Genomic DNA, 18,429 nt, shown 5'->3' with positions numbered 1-18,429 from the left:
GGTGAGGGCAGCGTTAGCGTGGGACACGAGGGCCTCCTGTTTGGCGAAGTGAACCTTGAGCAGTTCCACTCCACCGCGGGAGGCCCTCCCACGTCAGCAGCTCAGAGCGATGAGTCGCATTCCCTCAACCAACGTGCCCGGTCAGTACACCTAGCCGAGTGAGCCACCGATGCCCGCGACGAGGTTGATCGTCGCGGCGATGACGATGGTGCCGTAGAGGTAGGCGAGCATCGTGTGCCCGAGCACGACCCGGCGCACGTCGGAGGTCTTGAGGTCGGTGTCCGAGACCTGGTAGGCCATGCCCAGGTTGAAGGAGAAGTAGGCGAAGTCCGAGAAGGTCGGGTCCTCGTCCTGGTTGAAGTCGATGGGCGGCGTGGGGCTGGCGTAGTAGACGCGGGCGTACCGCAGGAGATAGACGGTGTGGACGCAGAGCCAGCCGACCGCGACCGCGCCGACGCCGACGAGGGCGTCCAGCACCTGCGCGGTTCCCTTCGCCTGGCCTCCGACGAGCAGGATGCCGACGCCCGCCAGACTGGCGAGGCCCACGGTGATGACGACCACGTCGTACCACGCCGCGTCGCCGTCGCGGCCCTCGACCCGCGCCCGCGTGGAGGGGGCGTCGTGTCCGAGGACGTGCACGAGCAGTGGCACCGCGAAGGCGAGGCCGCCGGCCACGAAACCGGTGAGGGCGTGGGTCAGCAGCTCGCCGGCCGCACCGAGCGGTACGAACAGGCCGACCAGGACCCCGACGAGCACGGCGACGGCGAGGCGTCGGCGGATGGTGGGCACCTTCGGAGGCTACCGCCGCGAGAGTCCACGAGGCTGGACGCCGGCTGGTGATGCGCTGGTGGTCGGCTGGGTGCCGGGTCGGGGTATGTCACGCATCGGCCCCGCTCGACGGCCGCCCCCCTCACGCCCCGAGCCCTAGGATCCCCACCATGTCCGACACGCCCAGCGCTCGTCGCAGGCTCACCGTCGTCTACAACCCGGTCAAGGTCGACGACCTCGTCGCCACCCAGGAGCTCGTGGCCAAGGCCGCGGCCCGGCACGGCTGGGAGGACCCCTCGTGGATCGAGACGACCGAGCAGGAGACCGGCGAGAAGCAGGGCCGCGAGGCGGTGCGCGCCGGCTCCGACGTCGTCGCCTCGCTCGGCGGTGACGGCACCGTCCGCGCGGTCGCCTCGGCGCTCGTCGGCACCGACGTCGCGCTCGGTCTGCTCCCCGGCGGCACGGGCAACCTCCTCGCCCGCAACCTCGGCCTGCCCGTCGACTCCCTCGAGGACGCCGTCGAGGCGATGCTCGGTGGCACCGACCGCCGGATCGACGTGGGCCTCATGCGTGTGGCCGACAGGGCGATCGAGCCGCGGGAGAGCCACGGCACGCACGACGGCGGGTCGAAGGTCGACGACGACGAGGAGGTCTTCCTCGTCATGGCCGGCCTCGGCCTCGACGGCCAGGTCATGGCCGGCACCAACGAGAAGGTCAAGGCCGCCGTCGGCTGGGTCGCCTACGTCTTCAGCGCGCTGCGCCAGGTCTTCAGCCGTGGCTTCCGCGTCGACGTCGCCTCGAGGGGCGGCTCCGGCGTGACCGGCGAGAGCGGCGACCACGAACGCGACCACGACGAGCACAGCGGGTCGGTGAGCCGGCACGCGCGCACCGTCGTCGTCGGCAACTGCGGCACCCTCCAGGGCGGCATCGAGCTGATGCCCGAGGCGAAGGTCGACGACGGCATCCTCGACGCCGTCGTCGTCGCGCCCCAGGGCGCCCTCGGCTGGATCTCCGTCATCTCCGACGTCGTGACGCGGCACCGCGCCGGTCACGGCCGGCTCGACCGCTTCCGCGGCCGCGAGTTCACCGTGACCGCGGGCCGACCCGTCGAGGCGGAGATCGACGGCGACCCGATCGGCGAGCACGTCTCGCTGGGCATCCGCATCCTCCCCGACTCCCTGGTGGTCCGGGTTGGCTGAGCGACGTCCAGACGGCCGGCGACCCGCGGGTCGCGGCCGCCGCCTGCTCAAGGCCGTCGGGTTCGGGCTCGCCTTCGCGGTCCCCGTCACGGCCCTCGCGTTCGTCGTGCGCGAGAAGTTCGTGCCCGTCATCGAGCTCGACGAGTGGCTCATCGTCGCGGCGACCGACATCACCCGCGACAACCCGTGGCTCAAGACCGTCCTGCTCGTGTGGCAGGAGGCCACCCAGCCGAAGTGGGTCTACATCGTCGCGTCGGCCGTCTGCCTCGTCGTGTGGCGCCGCCACCGTGAGCTCGCGACCCGGTGCCTCTGGGCCTTCCTGACGATGATGGTCGCCTGGAACCTCCAGCTCGTCCTCAAGGAGGTCGTCCAGCGGGCCCGCCCCGTCGTCAGCGACCCCGTCTCGCACGCCCCCGGCTACAGCTTCCCCTCGGGCCACGTGGCCAACGCCGCGGCCATCGCGACGGTGATGACCCTGCTGCTCTGGCCGTTGCTGTCGCCGGTCGCCCGCCGCTGGCTCGTGGCCGGCCTGACGGCATACGTCGTCCTGACGGCCCTCGACCGCGTCTTCCTCGGCGTGCACTACCCCTCAGACGTCCTGGCCGGGATCCTCTTCGGCATCGGCCTGGGCACGGCGTCCTACGTCGGCTACCTCGGGTGGAACCCCCAGAGTCCGGACGAGTCCCCTCCGCCGGAGGGGGACGTCGGGCCCGAGTCATCGAAAGGCAGCACGTGAACCACACCTTCATCCACCGTTACGAGATCGACTCGTCGCGACCGACCGTGGGGTCGGCGCTCCGTGACATCGCGCTGCGGGTCCTCGCCCCCGCCGTGGTGCTCTTCGGTCTCATCGTCGGGCTCGGCTTCCTCATCGTCGGCCCCCTCAAGGACCTCCCGTGGGAGAACGACCTGAGCAAGTCCGTTGCCGCAGGCCGCACCGCGACGATGAACTCGATCACGGCGGTCTGGTCGCACATCGGCAACACCGAGATCGTCATCGGCGTCTGCGTCGTCGTCGTGGCCCTCGTGTGGTGGCGTACCAAGCAGTGGTGGTATGCCGTCATCCCCGCCATCGCGATCGCCGCGCAGGCGAGCGTCTTCGTCGCCGCGACGACCCTCACCGACCGCAAGCGCCCGACGGTCGAGCACCTCGACCCGGCGCCCCCGACGTCGAGCTACCCCAGCGGGCACATGGGCGCCTCGACCGCGCTCTACCTGACCTTCGCGCTCATGGCCCAGCGCATCGAGACGGTGTGGCTGCGCCGCGTCGTGACCGTGGTCTGCGCGATCGTGCCGCTCCTCGTCGGCTACGCCCGGCTCTACCGCGGCATGCACCACCTCGTCGACATCCTCGTCGGGATGGTCAACGGCATCGTGTGCGCGCTGCTCGCGTGGAACTACCTGCGCCGTCGGACGACCGGTGACCGCGCGACCTCCGCCGTGCGCGAGGCCGTCTCGCGCTGACGCGACCTCCACCCGCGAACGGCGATGGCCGGGAACCCGAATCGGGTTCCCGGCCATCGCCGTTCGCGTTCCGCGGCGCTCTAGCCCGGGGACACCTGCGACCGGTGCAGCCGCCACCCGAGGATGAGGATCAGGCCGCGGCGGGGCGTCGTCTGCGGGTCGACGACGGGTCGCTGGGCGCGCCGGGTCCGGCGACCGAGGTCGGCGGTGCGCTGGCGGGCGATGGCCTCGTTCAGGTACGTGTTCATGGTGTCCTCCTGCACTCGTGATGCGTGAACACACAGAGCAGCAGAAGGCGTCGGTGATGCACCCGCCACGGAAACGGCCCCGAGTGCCCGGAAATGTCCGGGCGCTCGGGGCCGTCTCGACAGCGTGCGTCAGGCGCCGCGGCTCACACGTCGGCGTGCCGGGCACGTCCGAAGCTGTAGACCCCGAAAGCGATGAGGCCGAGCGCGACGAGGGCGAGCAGCACCGGGCCGCCCGGGGCTCCGAGCAGGTTGCGCAGCGCACCGTCGAGGCCGCGAGCCTCGCTGGGCTTGTGCCGCACGGCGGCGAGGACGAAGAGGCCTCCGACGATGGCCAGGGCGATGCCCTTGGCGATGTAGCCGACGCGTCCGGCCTTGACGATCCACTCGCCCGGGTCGGACTCGAGGTCCTGGAGGAACTTCTTCTTCCAGCCCTTGACGACGTGGTAGACGCCGACGCCGATGACGGCGAGGCCGAGGAGGGCGACGAGCCACTGGCCGGCCGGCTGCTTCATGAGCGTCGCGGTGAAGTCGGTCGTCTGGCTCTTGCTCGACGAGCCGCTGCCGCTCGCGAACCGGAACGCGGTCCACGCCAGTGCGAGGTAGACGACGGCCTTGCCGGCCGCCTTGAGGCGGTCGCTCGTCTCCCAGCCTCCCGAGATGGCCTCCGTGACCTGCCAGAGCGCGAGGCCGAGCCACGCGATGACGGCGACCCAGAGCAGGAAGAGACCGAACCCGTTGTCGGCCATCGAGCCCAGGGCGCCGGACTGGTCGGCGCTCGTGCCCTTCGAGCCGAAGGCGAGTCGCAGTGCGATCGCGCCGATGATGATGTGGAGCACGCCGTTGACGGCGTAGCCGATGCGCGCTGCCGTCTCGAGCGCCGGGTGGTCACCCGCGCGCGCTGAGGCGGCCTTGACGTCTGTGGAGTCCATGCACGTGATCCTGTCGGTAGAGGGGTCCCCGATGGGCCACTGGGGAACATACCCACGTCGGGCAGGGAAGTGGCACGTCGGGCGCGCCCTTCTCGGGCGGGCGCGTCAGACGAGGCGCAGGTGTCGACGGCGGCCGTGGCGGCGCGCCGTGCGACGGCTCCTCGTGGGGGTGGTCGCCGGCTCGGGCCCGGGCTCCGGGTGCCGGAGGCGGGCGAGCTCGGCCCGGCGTTCGAGGTCGGCCTCGCGCTGGGCGAGGAGGGCGCTGACGATGTGCGGAGAGAGCATGGTGGGGATCCTTCGCGGTCGCTGTCGTGCTGACCTCTCCACCGTCGGTCTGAGGCCCGGCCCGCCACATCGGAAGGATGGCGTATGCCGTCTCTCCGGGTGCCTCAGATCCGTGGCGGTCCCGCTCCAACCCCGCTCAGGCGAGGTCGAGCACGCGGCGGATCTCGGGCCACGCGCGATCGCCGAGCTCGCGGTCGGCCGCCTCGGTGCCGCCCCGGGCCATCCGCTGCCCGCCGCCCGCGACGGGCTCGCCGGGCAGGATGACGCGGTGTCCGGCCTCCGGGTGCGCGACCAGGGTCGTCGGCAGGTCGAGGGCCGTCCTCCGCGCATGCACGGCCTCGGCGGAGGTCACCGACGGCCAGACCTGGTCGTCACCGCCGGCCACGAGCAGCACGTCGCCGAAGAAGCGCTCGACGGGGATGGTCGCGGCCGCGACCCGGTCGGCGGCTGAGCGCAGGCTCTGGGCGTAGACCGGTGTGAACGCCGGCGGCTCGCCCACGGGCTCGGCGTCGTCGTCGTACGGCACGAAGGGGAGCGGCGCCCCGCCCCGGGACCACGACGAGTGCTGCGGGCGCAGCTCGCCGTCCGGTCCGGCCCCGACGTTGGCCCACACGACGTGGCTCGGCGCGAGCGCGACGACGGCGTCGACGGCCGGGTCGTCGGCGGCATACGCGAGGAAGGCCTCGGCCGTCTTCGAGACGCCCATGAGCACGACGCGGTCACAGCGATCGCCGAGCGAGGCGACGGCCGGTGCGAAGGCCTCGAGGGGGTACTCCCAGATGCCGGCCGGCTGTCCCTCGCCGCCGAACCAGCGGTAGGTCAGGGCGGCGGTGACACCGGCCCCGGCGAGCAGCCGCGCCCGCTCGTGCTCGACGCGGCCGCTCGATCCCGACAGCACGAGCACCCCCGTGCCGTTGCCGCCGTCGGCAGGTGAGACGAGGACGCCGTCGTGGTCGTAGGGGTGTGCGCGCAGGGTCACAGGTCAGCCGCCGAGGCGCTCGAAGGCGGTGACGGTGAGGACGGCAGCGCCGGCCTCGTCGCTCGCCGCGAGGTCGACGACGGCCGTGATGCCCCAGTCCTTGTCGTCGTCGGGGTCGACGACGACCTGACGCAGCCGCCACTCGGTCGGCGTCCGCTCGACCTGGAGCAGCGCCGGTGAGCGGGCCCCCTGGTCGGTCGCGATGGCGTCGTGGTCGTCGTAGTAGGCGCCGAGGGCGTCGTTCCACGCCTGGGCGTCCATGACGACCTTCTGCGGTGGGTCGGTGAGCTCGGCGACGCGGGCCTCGAGCTCGCCGAGGGCCTCCCACTCGTCGCGCGAGGCCAGCTCGACCCGGTGGAACATCGCGTTGCGGATCATCACGGTGAACGCCCGCTCGTTCCCGGTGATCGGCCGCGCCGGCGGGGCGATGTTGGTCTGGGCGAGCACGGCGTCGCTCGGGTTGACGAGGTCCTCCCACTCGTCGAGCAGGCTGGAGTCGGTCTGGCGCACGAGCTCACCGAGCCACTCGATGACGTCCTCGAGCTCCTCGGTGCGGTTGCCCTCGGGGATGGTGTGGCGCAGTGTGCGGTAGGCGTCGGTGAGGTAGCGCAGGACGAGCCCCTCGGACCGGGACAGGCCGTAGTAGGAGACGAACTCGTTGAACGTCATGCCGCGCTCGTACATCTCGCGGACGACGGACTTCGGCGAGAGGGCGTCCTGCGAGATCCACGGGTGGCTCTGCCGGTAGGCCGTGAGGGTTACCTCGAGCAGCTCGGCGAGCGGCTTGGGCCAGGAGACCTCCTCGAGGCGCTCCATCCGCTCCTCGTACTCGACGCCGTCGAGCTTCATCGCCGCGACGGCCTCGCCGCGCGCCTTGAACTCCTGCGCCCACAGCACCTGCCGCGGGTCCTCGAGGATCGCCTCGATGACCGAGACGAGGTCCTTGGCGTAGGTGTCGCTCCCAGGGTCGAGGGTGTCCATGACGGCGAGCGCGAAGGGGGCGAGCGGCTGGTTGAGGGCGAAGTCGCGCTGGAGGTCGATCGTCAGGGCGTGCCGACGGCCGGAGTCCTCGGCCGACGCCAGGCGCTCGACGACGCCGGACGTGATGAGCTCCTTGGCGAGCACGAGCGCGTGCCGCTGGAGTCGCCGCTGGTCCTTGGCCTCGTGGTGGTTGTCGGAGAGCAGGCGCGCGGCGTGGGCGACCGGGTTGCCTTCTCGCGCAAGGATGTTGACGAGCATCGAGTGCGATACCTTCATCCGCGGCTGCAGCGGCTCGGGCTCGGCGACGATGAGCCGCTCGAACGTCTCCTCCGACCAGTTGACGAAGCCGTCGGGCGCCTTCTTGCGCTGGATCTTCTTCTGCTTCTTGGGGTCGTCGCCAGCCTTCTCGACGGCGCGGAGGTTCTCGACGACGTGGTCGGGGGCCTGGGCGACGACCCAGCCGCGGGCGTCGAAGCCGGCCCGGCCGGCCCGGCCGACGATCTGGTGGAACTCACGCGCCTTGAGCAGGCGCTGCTTCGTGCCGTCGAACTTCGTCAGCCCGGTGAGCAGCACGGTGCGGATCGGCACGTTGATGCCGACGCCGAGCGTGTCGGTGCCACAGATGACCTTGAGGAGGCCGTCCTGCGCGAGCTGCTCGACGAGGCGGCGGTACTTCGGCAGCATGCCCGCGTGGTGCACCCCGATGCCGTGCCGGACGAGGCGGGAGAGGGTGCGTCCGAAGCCCGCCCCGAACCGGAAGCCACCGATGCGCTCGGCGATCGCCTCGCGCTCCTCGCGCGTCGTGATCTTGACGGCCATGAGGCTCTGGGCGCGCTCGAGCGCGGCCGCCTGCGTGAAGTGGACGACGTAGACGGGCGCGCGGTCCTTCTCGAGGAGCTCCTCGATGGTCTCGTGGAGGGGGGTGACGGCATACGAGAACTCGAGGGGGACGGGACGCTMGGTGCCGCTGATGACGGCCGTGGAGCGGCCCGTGCGCCGGGTCAGGTCGTCCCTGAACATCGTGACGTCGCCGAGCGTCGCTGACATGAGGACGAACTGCGCCTGAGGCAGCTCGATGATCGGCACCTGCCACGCCCACCCGCGGTCGGGCTCGGAGTAGAAGTGGAACTCGTCCATGACGACGAGACCGACGTCCGCCGAGCTGCCCTCTCGCAGAGCGAGGTTCGCGAGGATCTCGGCGGTGCAGCAGATGATCGGGGCGTCGGCGTTGACCGAGGCGTCTCCGGTGATCATGCCGACGTTGTCGGCGCCGAACTGCTCGCAGAGGGCGAAGAACTTCTCGGAGACGAGCGCCTTGATGGGTGCCGTGTAGAAGGAGACCCGGTCGTCGGCGAGGGCGGTGAGGTGGGCGGCCGTCGCGACGAGCGACTTCCCCGAGCCGGTCGGCGTCGCCAGGATGAGGTTGCTGCCGCTGAGGATCTCGAGGAACGCCTCCTCCTGGTGCGGGTAGAGGGTCAGGCCCCGCTCGGTCGTCCACTCGGAGAAGACCTCGTAGAGGCCGTCGGGATCGGGGTCCCGCGGGATGCGCTCGCTGAGGTTCTTCGTCACCACGCGAGTATGCCGCCGGGCCGGGACGTGAGCCGAATCGTCGGTGTGCACCGGCCGGTGGTGTCAGAGTAGGACCCGTGCAGATGGACGCCAGCGCAGTCGTCGAGCCCTTCATGAACGGGATGCGCCTGCTCGCGACCTTCCCTTCGTCGTCCGTGAGCGTCCGGGTGCGCCGTCCTGGGTGGGAGACCTCGCCGCCCAGCGTGGTCTGAGCCGGCGAGCGGACTTCCCGATCAAGGTGATGGACGAGCCCACGATCCTGACCCTGACGGCTGGGCCTCGGGAGGACGTCGACGCCATCGTGGAGCTGGGCGGCGACGCCCTCGACCTGCTGCCTCGGGTGGCCGAGGCGTTCGCCCTGGGGAACGAGCTGCCGCGAGGACTCTACGACCCCCTCGTGGGCCGCCCCATGGTCGAGCAGCCGGGCTCGGCGGTCTATGCGTCCTTGGCTGGTGGGGCCGTCACTTCGGTCGGCATCCGGCTGCAGGTGTCGGGAGCCGTGGGGGTCTTCGGGATCGCGACGCCTCCCGAGCATCGCCGTCGCGGCCTCGGGAGAGCCGTCACCGCACGAATCCTGGCCGACGGGGTTCGAGAGGGTGCCACCCTGGCGTTCCTCGGTGCGTCGCCGATGGGCTTCGGCATCTACCAGCGGCTCGGCTTTCGTGTGGCGGAGCGGTGGGTCTTCCATCTCCCCGGCTGACGTCCGGCTGGTCAGGGATCGCGGTCCGAGCGAACTGAGCGGGCGAGGGCAGCGGCTTCGCCACGGTTGCTCACGCCGAGCTTGGCGATCACGTTGCCGACGTGCACGCTGGCGGTCTTCTCGGTGATGAACAGGGCGGAGGCGATGGCTCGGTTCGTCGCTCCGCGAGCGACGTGGTCGAGCACCTCGCGCTCGCGCGGCGTCAGCCGGTCGAGGGGTCCGGGTTCGTCGACGTCGAGCGGCAGTGGCACCCGGAACCGCCTTGCCGCCACCGCGGCCTGGCTCTCGAGCCAGCGGGATCCCATCTCGTGGGCCTCGTGCCAGACTGCGGAGAGCATGGCCTTGCCCTCGTCGCGTTCTCCGTGTGCCAGCTGTGCGCGTGCCAGCTCCAAGCGTGGACGGAGCGAGGTGTAGCGGCCGAAGGCGACCGCGAGATCGACGGCGGCGTGCCACTGCGGGATGGCCGACTGCCCCGACAGCTGGGCCTCGAAGGCCTCGGCGATGGCCAGGTGCATCCCGTCCCAGGTGCGCCCCCATTCGGGGGTGAGGCGCTGCCGGGCGAAGTCCAGCGACACGGCGGCCGCCGCGGCGAGCGGCTGGGCCGGGCGTGCCGCGGAGGGGCCAGCGAGAACGAGCGTCCGGTAGGCGTAGTCGGCGGCGAGGGCGTGCTCCAGGGGAGAGTCCCGAGGGGCGACCTCCAGCATCAAGGCCTCGGCCGCGTCCAGGGCCCGCTCCGGATCCGACAGGCCCTCGCAGATCTCGATGAGACGCGGAGAGTGGTTGACGCCCGGCGCGTTGGAGCCGTCGGCGAACGCCTCCTCCTCGACGGCGAGCGCGCCTCGCATGTCGCCACGGGCCACGAACAGGAGCGCCCGGTGCCACCGCAGTCGGAACTCGACCCGGGCGGGGACGCAGTAGGTCTCGTAGAGGGCCTCTGCTTCTGAGATGCGTCCCTGCTGGACCAGGATCTCCAGCTCCTGCTCGGCGCCGAGGGCCACATACCTCGGCAGTCCGGCTCGCTCGGCCCTCTCGCGGACCTGACGAGAGATCTGGACCGCCTCGTCGACCGAGCCGTACAACGAGAGGTAGAAGGCGAGCTCGCCGGAGGCCTCGAGGGCGGCTCCCAGCTCGTCGGACCGCTCGGCTTCGCGCACGGCCTCTCGGTACACCTCCAACGCCTCGCTGCAGCGGCCGACGAGCCAGAGCGGCTCGGCCAGCTCCCACAGGGCCTCGGTGACGAGATCGTCCGCTCCGATCGCCCGAGCGACGTCGAGGGCCCGGGTCGCGAAGTCGAGTGCCTCCGTGTACCGGCCGACTCGGCACCCGTGGAACGTGGATGCGATGAGCGCGTCCGCGAGCTCGCGGGTCGGCGTCGTCCCGGCCAGCGCGATGGCGCGATCGAGGGACTCTCGTCGGCTCGGAAGTCCCGGCACTTCGCCCCAGTTGGCCCCGACGGCGGTGTGGACGCGGCAGGCCGCCAGGGGGTCACCGTCGGGGTCGAGCAGGTCGACCGCCAGGCGCAGCAGGTCGTGCACCCGGTCACGGACCCCCTCGTTGGCCAGGACGCGGGCCGCCAGGCGCGGGAGGTCGGCCTTGGAGAGGCCGGTGCGCTCAGCGGCATCCGGAACGCGGTCCCAGAGGTAGAGGGCGTGTTCGAAATGGTCGGCTGCTGCGGCCGAGCCGTACTGCTTGCCGGCCACGCCGGCCCACACCGAGGCCTCGAGGGCGAGGGGCCAGTCACCCGCGCCCATCGCGTGCAGGGCCAGGGACGCTCCGTACCGCCAGCGCTGCTCGGTCGACCCGGACTCGACGCGGCCTCGCAGCGCCCGGGCGTAGGCGGCGTGCATCTCGACGATCTCCCCGGGGAGCAGGTCGTCGTGCACGGACTCCCGGAGCAGGGCATGGCGGAAGTCGTACCTGTTCCCATGACGGACGACGACGTGGCGCTCGAGCATCTCGTGGATCGCCTGGGCAAACGCGGGGGGTGCGAGCCCAGCCGCCTCCTCGAGGACCTCGAGGTCGATGCGGCTGCCGTCGACCGAAGCCAGGCGGCTGATCCGGACAGCGGATGACGAGAGCGTCCCGACGTGCCGGAGCAACAGGTCGTGCAGGAGCCCCGGGACACCGGGCTCGTCGGCGGACAGCAGCTCCTCGACGTAGAGGGGATTCCCGTCGGAGTGGAGCATCAGGGCGGCGAGCCTCTCGGTGTCCGGGGCATGCCCGGACCGTCGACGGACGAGCTCGCGCACGTCGTGGGCAGCGAGCCCGGACAGATCCATGCGCACCGCACGCGGACTCCGACTCAGCTCGACCAGCGGGCCCCGGAGCGGGTGTCCGGCGGTCACGTCGTCGGCACGGAAGGTCAGGACGAGCAGCAGCGGAGCACGGCCGGTTCGCTGCGCGGCCAGCGCGAAGTCCCGTACCGAGGAGTCGGCCCAGTGGAGATCCTCGATGACGAGCACGGCCGGGCCCGCACGGCCCAGGATCTCGGTGGCTTCGACGAGAGACTCGAGCGAGGGGGACCTCGAGCTCGCCTCGGAGGCCAGCCAGGACAGGCGTGGCACCGGGGAGTCCTCGGTGGTCTGGCGGTCATGGAGGTCCCGGAGTGCCTCGACCACCGGACCGAACGGCATTCCCGTCGCCAGGTCCAGGCAGTGACCGACCGCACAGCTCAGGCCCATCGCCCGGCACCGCTCGGCAAGGACCTCGACCAGAGTCGTCTTGCCGATGCCGGCGTCACCTCCGATGAGCAGACTCCTGATGCGAGGGGCGTCCTCATCCGCCTCGCGCGCGACCACGCCGAGCAGGACGTCGAGGGCGCGGATCTGCTCGGCCCTCCCGACGGGTGCTGTGTGCTCTGACGATGTGCCCATCCGCGACTCCGTGACCGAGGACGTCGTGGTGCCCTCCGACCCGTCTTCCAGCGTAGGAGCGGACGCGCGTCGTGTTCACAGGACGGCGGAAGCCGCGTCGTTGAGGATCAGGACGATGGTGTTGTGCACGCGCGGCAGGTGGCCGGCTGCGTACTCGTCCTTCAGCTCCCTCAGCTCCGTCAGCACGGCGGTGTCCGTGTCGAGCCGTGGTGCGAGCACGTGGAGGTGGGGTCCGGGGTCGGGAAGGGGGATGGGCATCCCGGCGGCCGACCCCGCGGCCACGGAAACGGCCGGCAGCGAGAGGGCGGTGGCCGAGACGACGGCGACGAGTCGATGGCGAGCGGACATGGCGTGCTCCTGGACCAGATGCGGCGGACCTTCCGCCGACCACTCCACGATCGGCCCGGGACGCACCCACCCACATCGGCACTTCTCCCAGACCTCGCACCGGTCATGCCTACGTCTCGCGCGGCCCCTCTCAGCGGTCCGAACGTCCTGCTCGGTCGGGGACGAGCTCGGTGAGCACCTGCAGCACGACGATGACGAGCACCGACCGGACCCGACCGGACCCCCTGCGGGCCCCACGCGAGGATCGGCGCTGCCACGGCGAGGCCGAGGACCGTGCCGACGACGCGTGCACGCCCCGGGTGAGGCCGGGTCGCGTGTCTGGTCGGGGCGGGCTGGGGCTCGCTCGTCATCTGTCATCGACAGCAGCCAGCGTGAGACCCGCGGCGTGAGCGGCGTCGCCCGACTGGGTAATGCTTCTATGGCGCCTCCCACACAGTCGTGCTGTCATGGTCCGGTCGCCCAGTCCAGAGAGGTGCAGCGGTGGATCCCAAGAAGACCTTCTTGTCCTGGCCGGTCGTCCGGCAGGTCCGTTCCGGCGACTTCCTCGGACGGGGGCCGTCGGTCACCTCCGCCCACACGCGTGAGCTCGCGCCCCGCACGGCCACCGCGGACAAGGTCGTCCAGAGCGTGTGTCCGTACTGCGCGGTGGGGTGTGGTCAGCGCGTCTTCGTCAAGGACGGCCGCGTCGTCCAGATCGAGGGCGACCCGGACTCGCCGGTGTCACGCGGGAGGCTGTGCCCCAAGGGGTCTGCGAGCGAGCAGCTCGTCAACAACCCCGGCCGCCAGCGCAAGGCGCTCTACCGACGTCCGGGCGGCACGGACTGGGAGCCGATCGAGCTGTCGACGGCCGTCGAGATGGTCGCCCAGCGCTTCGTGGAGTCACGGCGACGCACCTGGCAGGACCATGACGAGCACGGGCGCCCACTGCGGCGCACCATGGGGATCGCCTCGTTGGGCGGAGCGACGCTCGACAACGAGGAGAACTACCTCATCAAGAAGCTCTTCACCGCAGCCGGCGCCATCCAGATCGAGAACCAAGCGCGTATTTGACACTCCTCCACGGTCCCCAGTCTGGGGTCCTCGTTCGGGCGCGGCGGCGCCACGCAGTACGTGCAGGACCTGTCCAACGCCGACTGCATCGTCATCCAGGGATCGAACATGGCCGAGTGCCACCCGGTCGCCTACCAGTGGGTGACGGAGGCTCGGCTCAAGGGTGCCCGGGTCATCCACGTCGACCCGCGGTTCACGCGCACGTCGGCGACGGCTGACAAGCACATCCCGATCCGCGCCGGCAGCGACGTCGTGCTGCTCGGCGCCCTCATCAAGTTCATCCTCGACAACGAGCTCTACTTCAAGGAGTACGTCGTCGCGTACACCAACGCCGCGACGCTCGTGAGCGAGGAGTACCAGGACACCGAGGACCTCGACGGGCTCTTCTCCGGCTATGACGACGCGAAGGGCAGCTACTCCCAGGAGACCTGGGCCTACGCCAGCCGCGACGGCGAGGACGACGAGACGCCGGGCACCATCGGCGGTCCCGCGGCCGGCCACGAGCACGGCCACACCAAGTCGGAGCGCGCCGCCGGTGACGAGCACGGGTCCGGTGGGCCGGCGCTCGAGCACGCCCGGGTGCTGCGCGACGAGACGCTGCAGGACCCGCGGACGGTCTTCCAGATCCTCAGGCGGCACTACGCCCGCTACACCCCGGAGATGGTGGCCGACACCTGCGGCATCAGCGTCGACGACTTCCACTACCTCGCGCGCTCAGTGACCGAGAACAGCGGCCGCGAGCGCACCACGGCGTTCGTGTATGCCGTCGGCTGGACCCAGCACACGCTCGGCGCCCAGTTCATCCGCACCGCCGCCATCGTGCAGCTGCTGCTCGGCAACATGGGCCGACCGGGTGGCGGCATCATGGCCCTCCGTGGTCACGCGAGCATCCAGGGCTCGACCGACATCCCCACGCTCTACAACATCCTCCCCGGCTACCTCGCGATGCCGGTGGCGGGGCTGCACGACACGTGGGACGACTACCTCGGCGCCATCGGCAACAAGGAGCAGAAGGGCTTCTGGGCCAACGCCGACACGTATGCCGTGAGCCTGCTCAAGGCGTGGTGGGGCAAGGCGGCGACCGCCGAGAACGACTGGTGCTTCGACTACCTGCCGCGGCTGAGCGGGGCGCACGGCACCTACCAGACGACGATGGCGATGCTCGACGACGAGGTCGAGGGCTACTTCCTGCTCGGCCAGAACCCGGCCGTCGGCTCGGCGCACGGCCGAATGCAGCGTCAGGCCATGTCGCACCTCAAGTGGCTCGTCGTGCGCGACTTCAACATGATCGAGTCCGCCACGTTCTGGAAGGACGGGCCCGAGATCGCGTCAGGCGAGCTCACGACCGAGGACATCGAGACCGAGGTGTTCTTCCTGCCGGCGGCGGCGCACACCGAGAAGAGCGGCTCGTTCACCCAGACCCAGCGGATGCTCCAGTGGCACCACCAGGCGGTCGAGCCCCCGGGCGACTGCCAGAGCGAGCTCCAGTTCTTCTTCGAGCTGGGTCGGCGGGTGCGCGAGCTGCTCGCCGACTCGACCGACGAGCGTGACCGTCCGCTGCTCGACCTGACGTGGGACTACCCCACCGACGAGCACGGCGACCCGGACGCCGAGGCGGTCCTCGCCGAGATCAACGGCCGTCACCTGACGGGCGACAAGGCGGGGCAGCCGCTCTCGGCCTACACCGAGATGAAGGCCGACGGCTCGACCGACGGCGGCTGCTGGATCTACACCGGCGTCTACGCGGACGGCGTCAACCACGCCGCCGACCGCAAGCCCGGGCGCGAGCAGGACCTCACCGCGCTCGACTGGGGCTGGGCGTGGCCGGCGAACCGTCGCATCCTCTACAACCGCGCCTCGGCCGACCCCGAGGGCAACCCGTGGAGCGAGCGCAAGCGTTACATCTGGTGGGACGCCGAGGCCGGCACGTGGACCGGGCACGACGTGCCGGACTTCGTTCCCGACAAGGCGCCCTCCTACCGTCCAGAGCCGGGGACAGGCGGTCCGGCGGGCCTCGCCGGTGACGACCCGTTCGTCATGCAGGCCGACGGCAAGGGCTGGCTCTTCGCGCCCAAGGGCATGCTCGACGGGCCGCTGCCGACCCACTACGAGCCGCAGGAGTCCCCGGTCCGCAACCCGCTCTACACCCAGCAGTCGAACCCGGCCCGCAAGGTCTTCCCGCGCAAGGACAACCTGTGGAGCCCGTCCGGTGACGCGCCCGGAGCGGACGTCTACCCCTACGTCTTCACGACGTACCGGCTCACCGAGCACCACACGGCCGGCGGCATGAGCCGGTGGCTGCCCTACCTCTCCGAGCTCCAGCCGGAGTTCTTCTGCGAGGTGTCGCCCGAGCTGGCGGCCGAGCGGGGTCTCGAGAACGGCGGATGGGCGACCATCGTCTCGGCCCGCGCGGCCATCGAGGCCCGCGTCATGGTGACCGAGCGCATGACCCCGCTGACCATCACGGGCCGCACCATCCACCAGGTGGGGCTGCCCTACCACTGGGGCGTCGGGACCAACGCGGTCGTGAGCGGCGACGCCGCCAACGACCTGCTCGGTGTCGCGCTCGACCCCAACGTGCAGATCCAGGAGAGCAAGGCCGGCTCGTGCGACATCGTGCCCGGCCGCCGCCCCGCGGGCGAGGAGCTGCTGCGACTCGTCGCGGAGTACCAGTCGCGGGCCGGCAGCACCGTCATGACGAGCAACGAGCTGCGCACCGGCCACCCGCAGTCCACGCCCGACACGAGAGAAGGCTGACCGATGGGCTTCTGGCGCAACCAGCTCTCCGGCCCCACCGACCCGGCGGCCGACGCCGCCTGGGACCGGCACGAGCCTCGCAAGGGCTTCTTCACCGACACCTCGATCTGCATCGGGTGCAAAGCGTGCGAGGTGGCCTGCAAGGAATGGAACGGCGTCCCCGAGGACGGCCTCGACCTGCTGAACCAGTCCTACGACAACACCGGAGCCCTCGGGGCGAGCACGTGGCGCCACGTCGCCTTCGTCGAGCAGACGAGCGACCGCATCGAGCAGGCCCGTGAGTCGGGGCGCAAGCTCGTCTCCCTCGGCATGCCGTCGGTGCGCTCACACGACGACGCCGCCCTCGCCGGTGGCGGGGGCGCGGCGACCGCGACGCTGACGCCGCCGGGGGAGCTGCTCCCCGGCGCGGCGGCCGGCCCCGGCCCGACGGACACCCCCGTGCCGGACGTGCGGTGGCTCATGGCCTCCGACGTCTGCAAGCACTGCACCCACGCCGCCTGCCTCGACGTGTGCCCGACCGGCGCGCTCTTCCGCACCGAGTTCGGGACCGTCGTCGTGCAGGACGACGTCTGCAACGGCTGCGGCTACTGCGTGGCAGCGTGCCCCTTCGGGGTCATCGAACGCCGGAGCGGTCAAGAGGGGCACGAGAAGGGGCCGCAGTCCCACGGCATCAGCATCAAGGGATCAGGGGGCACGGGAGGCACCGGGGCAACGGGCAATGCGGGCGGTGGCTCGCACCAGAACCCTCCGTCGCACGCCGAGACCAATGGCGAGGTCAAGAACGTCGGCATCGCCCAGAAGTGCACCCTCTGCTACGACCGACTCGGCGCCGGCCAGACTCCCGCCTGTGCCCAGGCGTGTCCGACCACGTCCATCAAGTTCGGCGACCTCGACGAGATGCGGGCGACGGCCCGGGCCCGCGTCGCGCAGCTGCACGAACTCGGCTACAGCGAGGCGCGCCTCTACGGCGTCGACGAGAACGACGGTGTCGGCGGTACCGGCTCGACCTTCCTGCTCCTCGACGAGCCCGAGGTCTACGGCCTGCCGCCGGACCCACGGGTGACCACCGCCGACCTGCCCGACATGTTCCGCAAGGCCGGCTACGCGGGGCTCACCATGCTCGCGATGGCAGCGGCCTCGTTCGTCGGGAGGCGGAAGTGACGACCAACCCGTTCGACGCCGACCGCCCGCCGGAGCGACCGCGCCGTCTCGGCAACGCCGGCGGCGGTCGCCGCGGGAGGGGGCGCCGCGACGAGTCGCTCATGGTCCCCGACGTCAGCTTCGACAGCTACTACGGGCGCCACATCGTCAAGCCGGCGCCGTGGGAGAAGGAGGTCGCGGCATACCTCTTCCTCGGCGGCATCGCCGCGGGGTCCGCGCTGCTCGGCGCCGGCGGTGCGGCTCGTGGCTACCCCGCGCTGCAGCGCGCCGGACGCATCGGCGCCGTGGCCGGCGCGGCGCTCGGCGGAGCGGCGCTCGCCAAGGACCTCGGCAAGCCCAGCCGTGCCCTCAACATGATGCGCACCGTCAAGCTCACCTCTCCGATGTCGGTCGGCTCGTGGATCCTGACGGCCTTCGGCACCTTCGCGGGGGCGGCTCTCGCCACCGAGCTCGGCCGGCCGATGCTCGAGCGTCGTTCTCACCCAAGCAGGTCCGGCGGTGCCGTCGCCCTCGTGTCCAAGGCGCTGAAACTAGCGGACGGGCCGGCCACGGTGGGGTCTGCATTCTTCGCTCCACCGCTTGCCGCCTACACGGCGGTGCTCCTTGCCGACACGGCCACCCCGACCTGGCACGAGTCCTACCGCGAGCTGCCGTTCGTCTTCGTCAGCTCCGCCAACCTCGCCGCATCGGGTCTCGCCCTCGTCTCCGTCCCCACGCGCGAGAACGGCCCGGCGCGCAAGCTGGCGGCAGTCAGTGCGCTCGTCGAGCTCGTGGCCTTCGAGCGCATGCAGGACCAGCTCGGGCCGACGCTCTCGGAGCCCCTCCGCACCGGCAAGGCCGGGCGCCTGCTCAAGGCCAGCCGGGCCCTGACGATCGGCGGGGCCGTCGGCGCCGTCGCGCTCGGGGGAAACCGCGTCACCGCAGCGCTGAGCGGGGCAGCCCTCATGGCTGCTTCGGTCTGCACCCGCTTCGGCGTCTTCGAGGCCGGCATGGTCTCGGCGATCGACCCGAAGTACACCGTCGAGCCACAGCGTGAGCGGCTCGAGAAGCGACGGGCCGCCGGCGTCGTCGACGACTCGATCACCACAGCGCGCTGACTCGGCGAGCCACCAGCACCA

Annotated in this window: 16 protein-coding genes; 8 read left to right on the top strand and 8 right to left on the bottom strand. The window is 71.2% G+C overall.

Annotated features, from left to right (window positions below; translation table 11 throughout):
- Positions 1-150: 150 nt before the first annotated feature.
- The gene (locus AB4Y83_RS17745; RefSeq protein ID WP_256795888.1) at positions 151-789 is read right to left on the bottom strand and encodes a DUF1345 domain-containing protein; all 639 of its coding nucleotides are present in this window, start codon (positions 787-789) and stop codon (positions 151-153) included.
- Between the two features lie 149 nt (positions 790-938).
- Between AB4Y83_RS17745 and AB4Y83_RS17740 the strand changes: the two genes are divergently transcribed.
- Genes AB4Y83_RS17740 through AB4Y83_RS17730 form a run of 3 tightly spaced genes read left to right on the top strand, consistent with a single transcriptional unit; the run spans position 939 to position 3,431 of the window.
- On the top strand, positions 939-1,967 hold the full coding sequence (locus tag AB4Y83_RS17740) for a diacylglycerol/lipid kinase family protein (protein WP_442276760.1): 1,029 nt from the start codon (positions 939-941) through the stop codon (positions 1,965-1,967).
- Entirely contained in the window at positions 1,960-2,703 is a 744-nt protein-coding gene (locus tag AB4Y83_RS17735) for a phosphatase PAP2 family protein (protein ID WP_442276759.1), read from the top strand. The genes AB4Y83_RS17740 and AB4Y83_RS17735 overlap by 8 nt, the downstream gene beginning before the upstream one ends.
- Entirely contained in the window at positions 2,700-3,431 is a 732-nt protein-coding gene (locus tag AB4Y83_RS17730; protein WP_056827524.1) for a phosphatase PAP2 family protein, read from the top strand. Before AB4Y83_RS17735 ends, AB4Y83_RS17730 begins: the two co-directional genes overlap by 4 nt.
- A gap of 80 nt (positions 3,432-3,511) precedes the next feature.
- Here AB4Y83_RS17730 and AB4Y83_RS17725 read toward each other — a convergent pair whose 3' ends face one another.
- The 5 genes from AB4Y83_RS17725 to AB4Y83_RS17705 all read right to left on the bottom strand — a co-directional run bounded on the left by AB4Y83_RS17725 (position 3,512) and on the right by AB4Y83_RS17705 (position 8,425).
- Positions 3,512-3,679 carry a hypothetical protein gene (locus AB4Y83_RS17725; RefSeq protein ID WP_442276758.1) on the bottom strand — a complete coding sequence of 56 codons (168 nt, stop codon included), beginning with the start codon at positions 3,677-3,679 and terminating at the stop codon, positions 3,512-3,514.
- A 143-nt stretch (positions 3,680-3,822) separates the two neighbouring features.
- Entirely contained in the window at positions 3,823-4,608 is a 786-nt protein-coding gene (locus AB4Y83_RS17720) for a DUF1206 domain-containing protein (protein WP_442276757.1), read from the bottom strand.
- 105 nt (positions 4,609-4,713) lie between these two features.
- On the bottom strand, positions 4,714-4,893 hold the full coding sequence (locus AB4Y83_RS17715) for a hypothetical protein (protein WP_442276756.1): 180 nt from the start codon (positions 4,891-4,893) through the stop codon (positions 4,714-4,716).
- 136 nt (positions 4,894-5,029) lie between these two features.
- Positions 5,030-5,872, bottom strand: coding sequence for an acyl-CoA thioester hydrolase/BAAT C-terminal domain-containing protein (locus tag AB4Y83_RS17710; protein ID WP_442276755.1), 843 nt, complete (start codon positions 5,870-5,872; stop codon positions 5,030-5,032).
- A 3-nt stretch (positions 5,873-5,875) separates the two neighbouring features.
- Positions 5,876-8,425, bottom strand: a complete 2,550-nt coding sequence (locus tag AB4Y83_RS17705) for a DEAD/DEAH box helicase (protein ID WP_442297666.1) — start codon at positions 8,423-8,425, stop codon at positions 5,876-5,878.
- An 80-nt stretch (positions 8,426-8,505) separates the two neighbouring features.
- Between AB4Y83_RS17705 and AB4Y83_RS17700 the strand changes: the two genes are divergently transcribed.
- A complete protein-coding gene (locus AB4Y83_RS17700) occupies positions 8,506-8,634 on the top strand; it encodes a hypothetical protein (RefSeq protein ID WP_442276753.1) in 129 nt (42 codons plus the stop codon).
- A gap of 29 nt (positions 8,635-8,663) precedes the next feature.
- Positions 8,664-9,122: a GNAT family N-acetyltransferase gene (locus AB4Y83_RS17695; RefSeq protein ID WP_442276752.1), complete on the top strand. Its 459-nt coding sequence runs from the start codon at positions 8,664-8,666 to the stop codon at positions 9,120-9,122.
- An 11-nt stretch (positions 9,123-9,133) separates the two neighbouring features.
- On the opposite strand, the gene AB4Y83_RS17690 is transcribed toward AB4Y83_RS17695, so the two are convergent.
- Together AB4Y83_RS17690 and AB4Y83_RS17685 are read right to left on the bottom strand one after the other, a co-directional pair.
- Positions 9,134-11,995, bottom strand: a complete 2,862-nt coding sequence (locus AB4Y83_RS17690) for a helix-turn-helix transcriptional regulator (RefSeq protein WP_442276751.1) — start codon at positions 11,993-11,995, stop codon at positions 9,134-9,136.
- A 75-nt stretch (positions 11,996-12,070) separates the two neighbouring features.
- On the bottom strand, positions 12,071-12,343 hold the full coding sequence (locus AB4Y83_RS17685) for a hypothetical protein (protein WP_442276750.1): 273 nt from the start codon (positions 12,341-12,343) through the stop codon (positions 12,071-12,073).
- A gap of 480 nt (positions 12,344-12,823) precedes the next feature.
- Here AB4Y83_RS17685 and fdh point away from each other — a divergent pair, with 480 nt between their 5' ends.
- The 3 genes from fdh to nrfD are packed head-to-tail and all read left to right on the top strand — an operon-like array spanning position 12,824 to position 18,408.
- Positions 12,824-16,150, top strand: coding sequence for a formate dehydrogenase (gene fdh, locus AB4Y83_RS17680; protein ID WP_442276749.1), 3,327 nt, complete (start codon positions 12,824-12,826; stop codon positions 16,148-16,150).
- Between the two features lie 3 nt (positions 16,151-16,153).
- Entirely contained in the window at positions 16,154-17,311 is a 1,158-nt protein-coding gene (locus tag AB4Y83_RS17675) for a 4Fe-4S dicluster domain-containing protein (protein ID WP_442276748.1), read from the top strand.
- Positions 17,308-18,408 carry an NrfD/PsrC family molybdoenzyme membrane anchor subunit gene (gene nrfD / locus AB4Y83_RS17670; protein ID WP_442276747.1) on the top strand — a complete coding sequence of 367 codons (1,101 nt, stop codon included), beginning with the start codon at positions 17,308-17,310 and terminating at the stop codon, positions 18,406-18,408. Before AB4Y83_RS17675 ends, nrfD begins: the two co-directional genes overlap by 4 nt.
- Positions 18,409-18,429: the final 21 nt, after the last annotated feature.

The organism is Terrabacter sp. RAF57, assembly GCF_052113925.1.
GTDB lineage: Bacteria > Actinomycetota > Actinomycetes > Actinomycetales > Dermatophilaceae > Terrabacter.
This window is presented reverse-complemented; position numbering and strand designations above follow the sequence as displayed.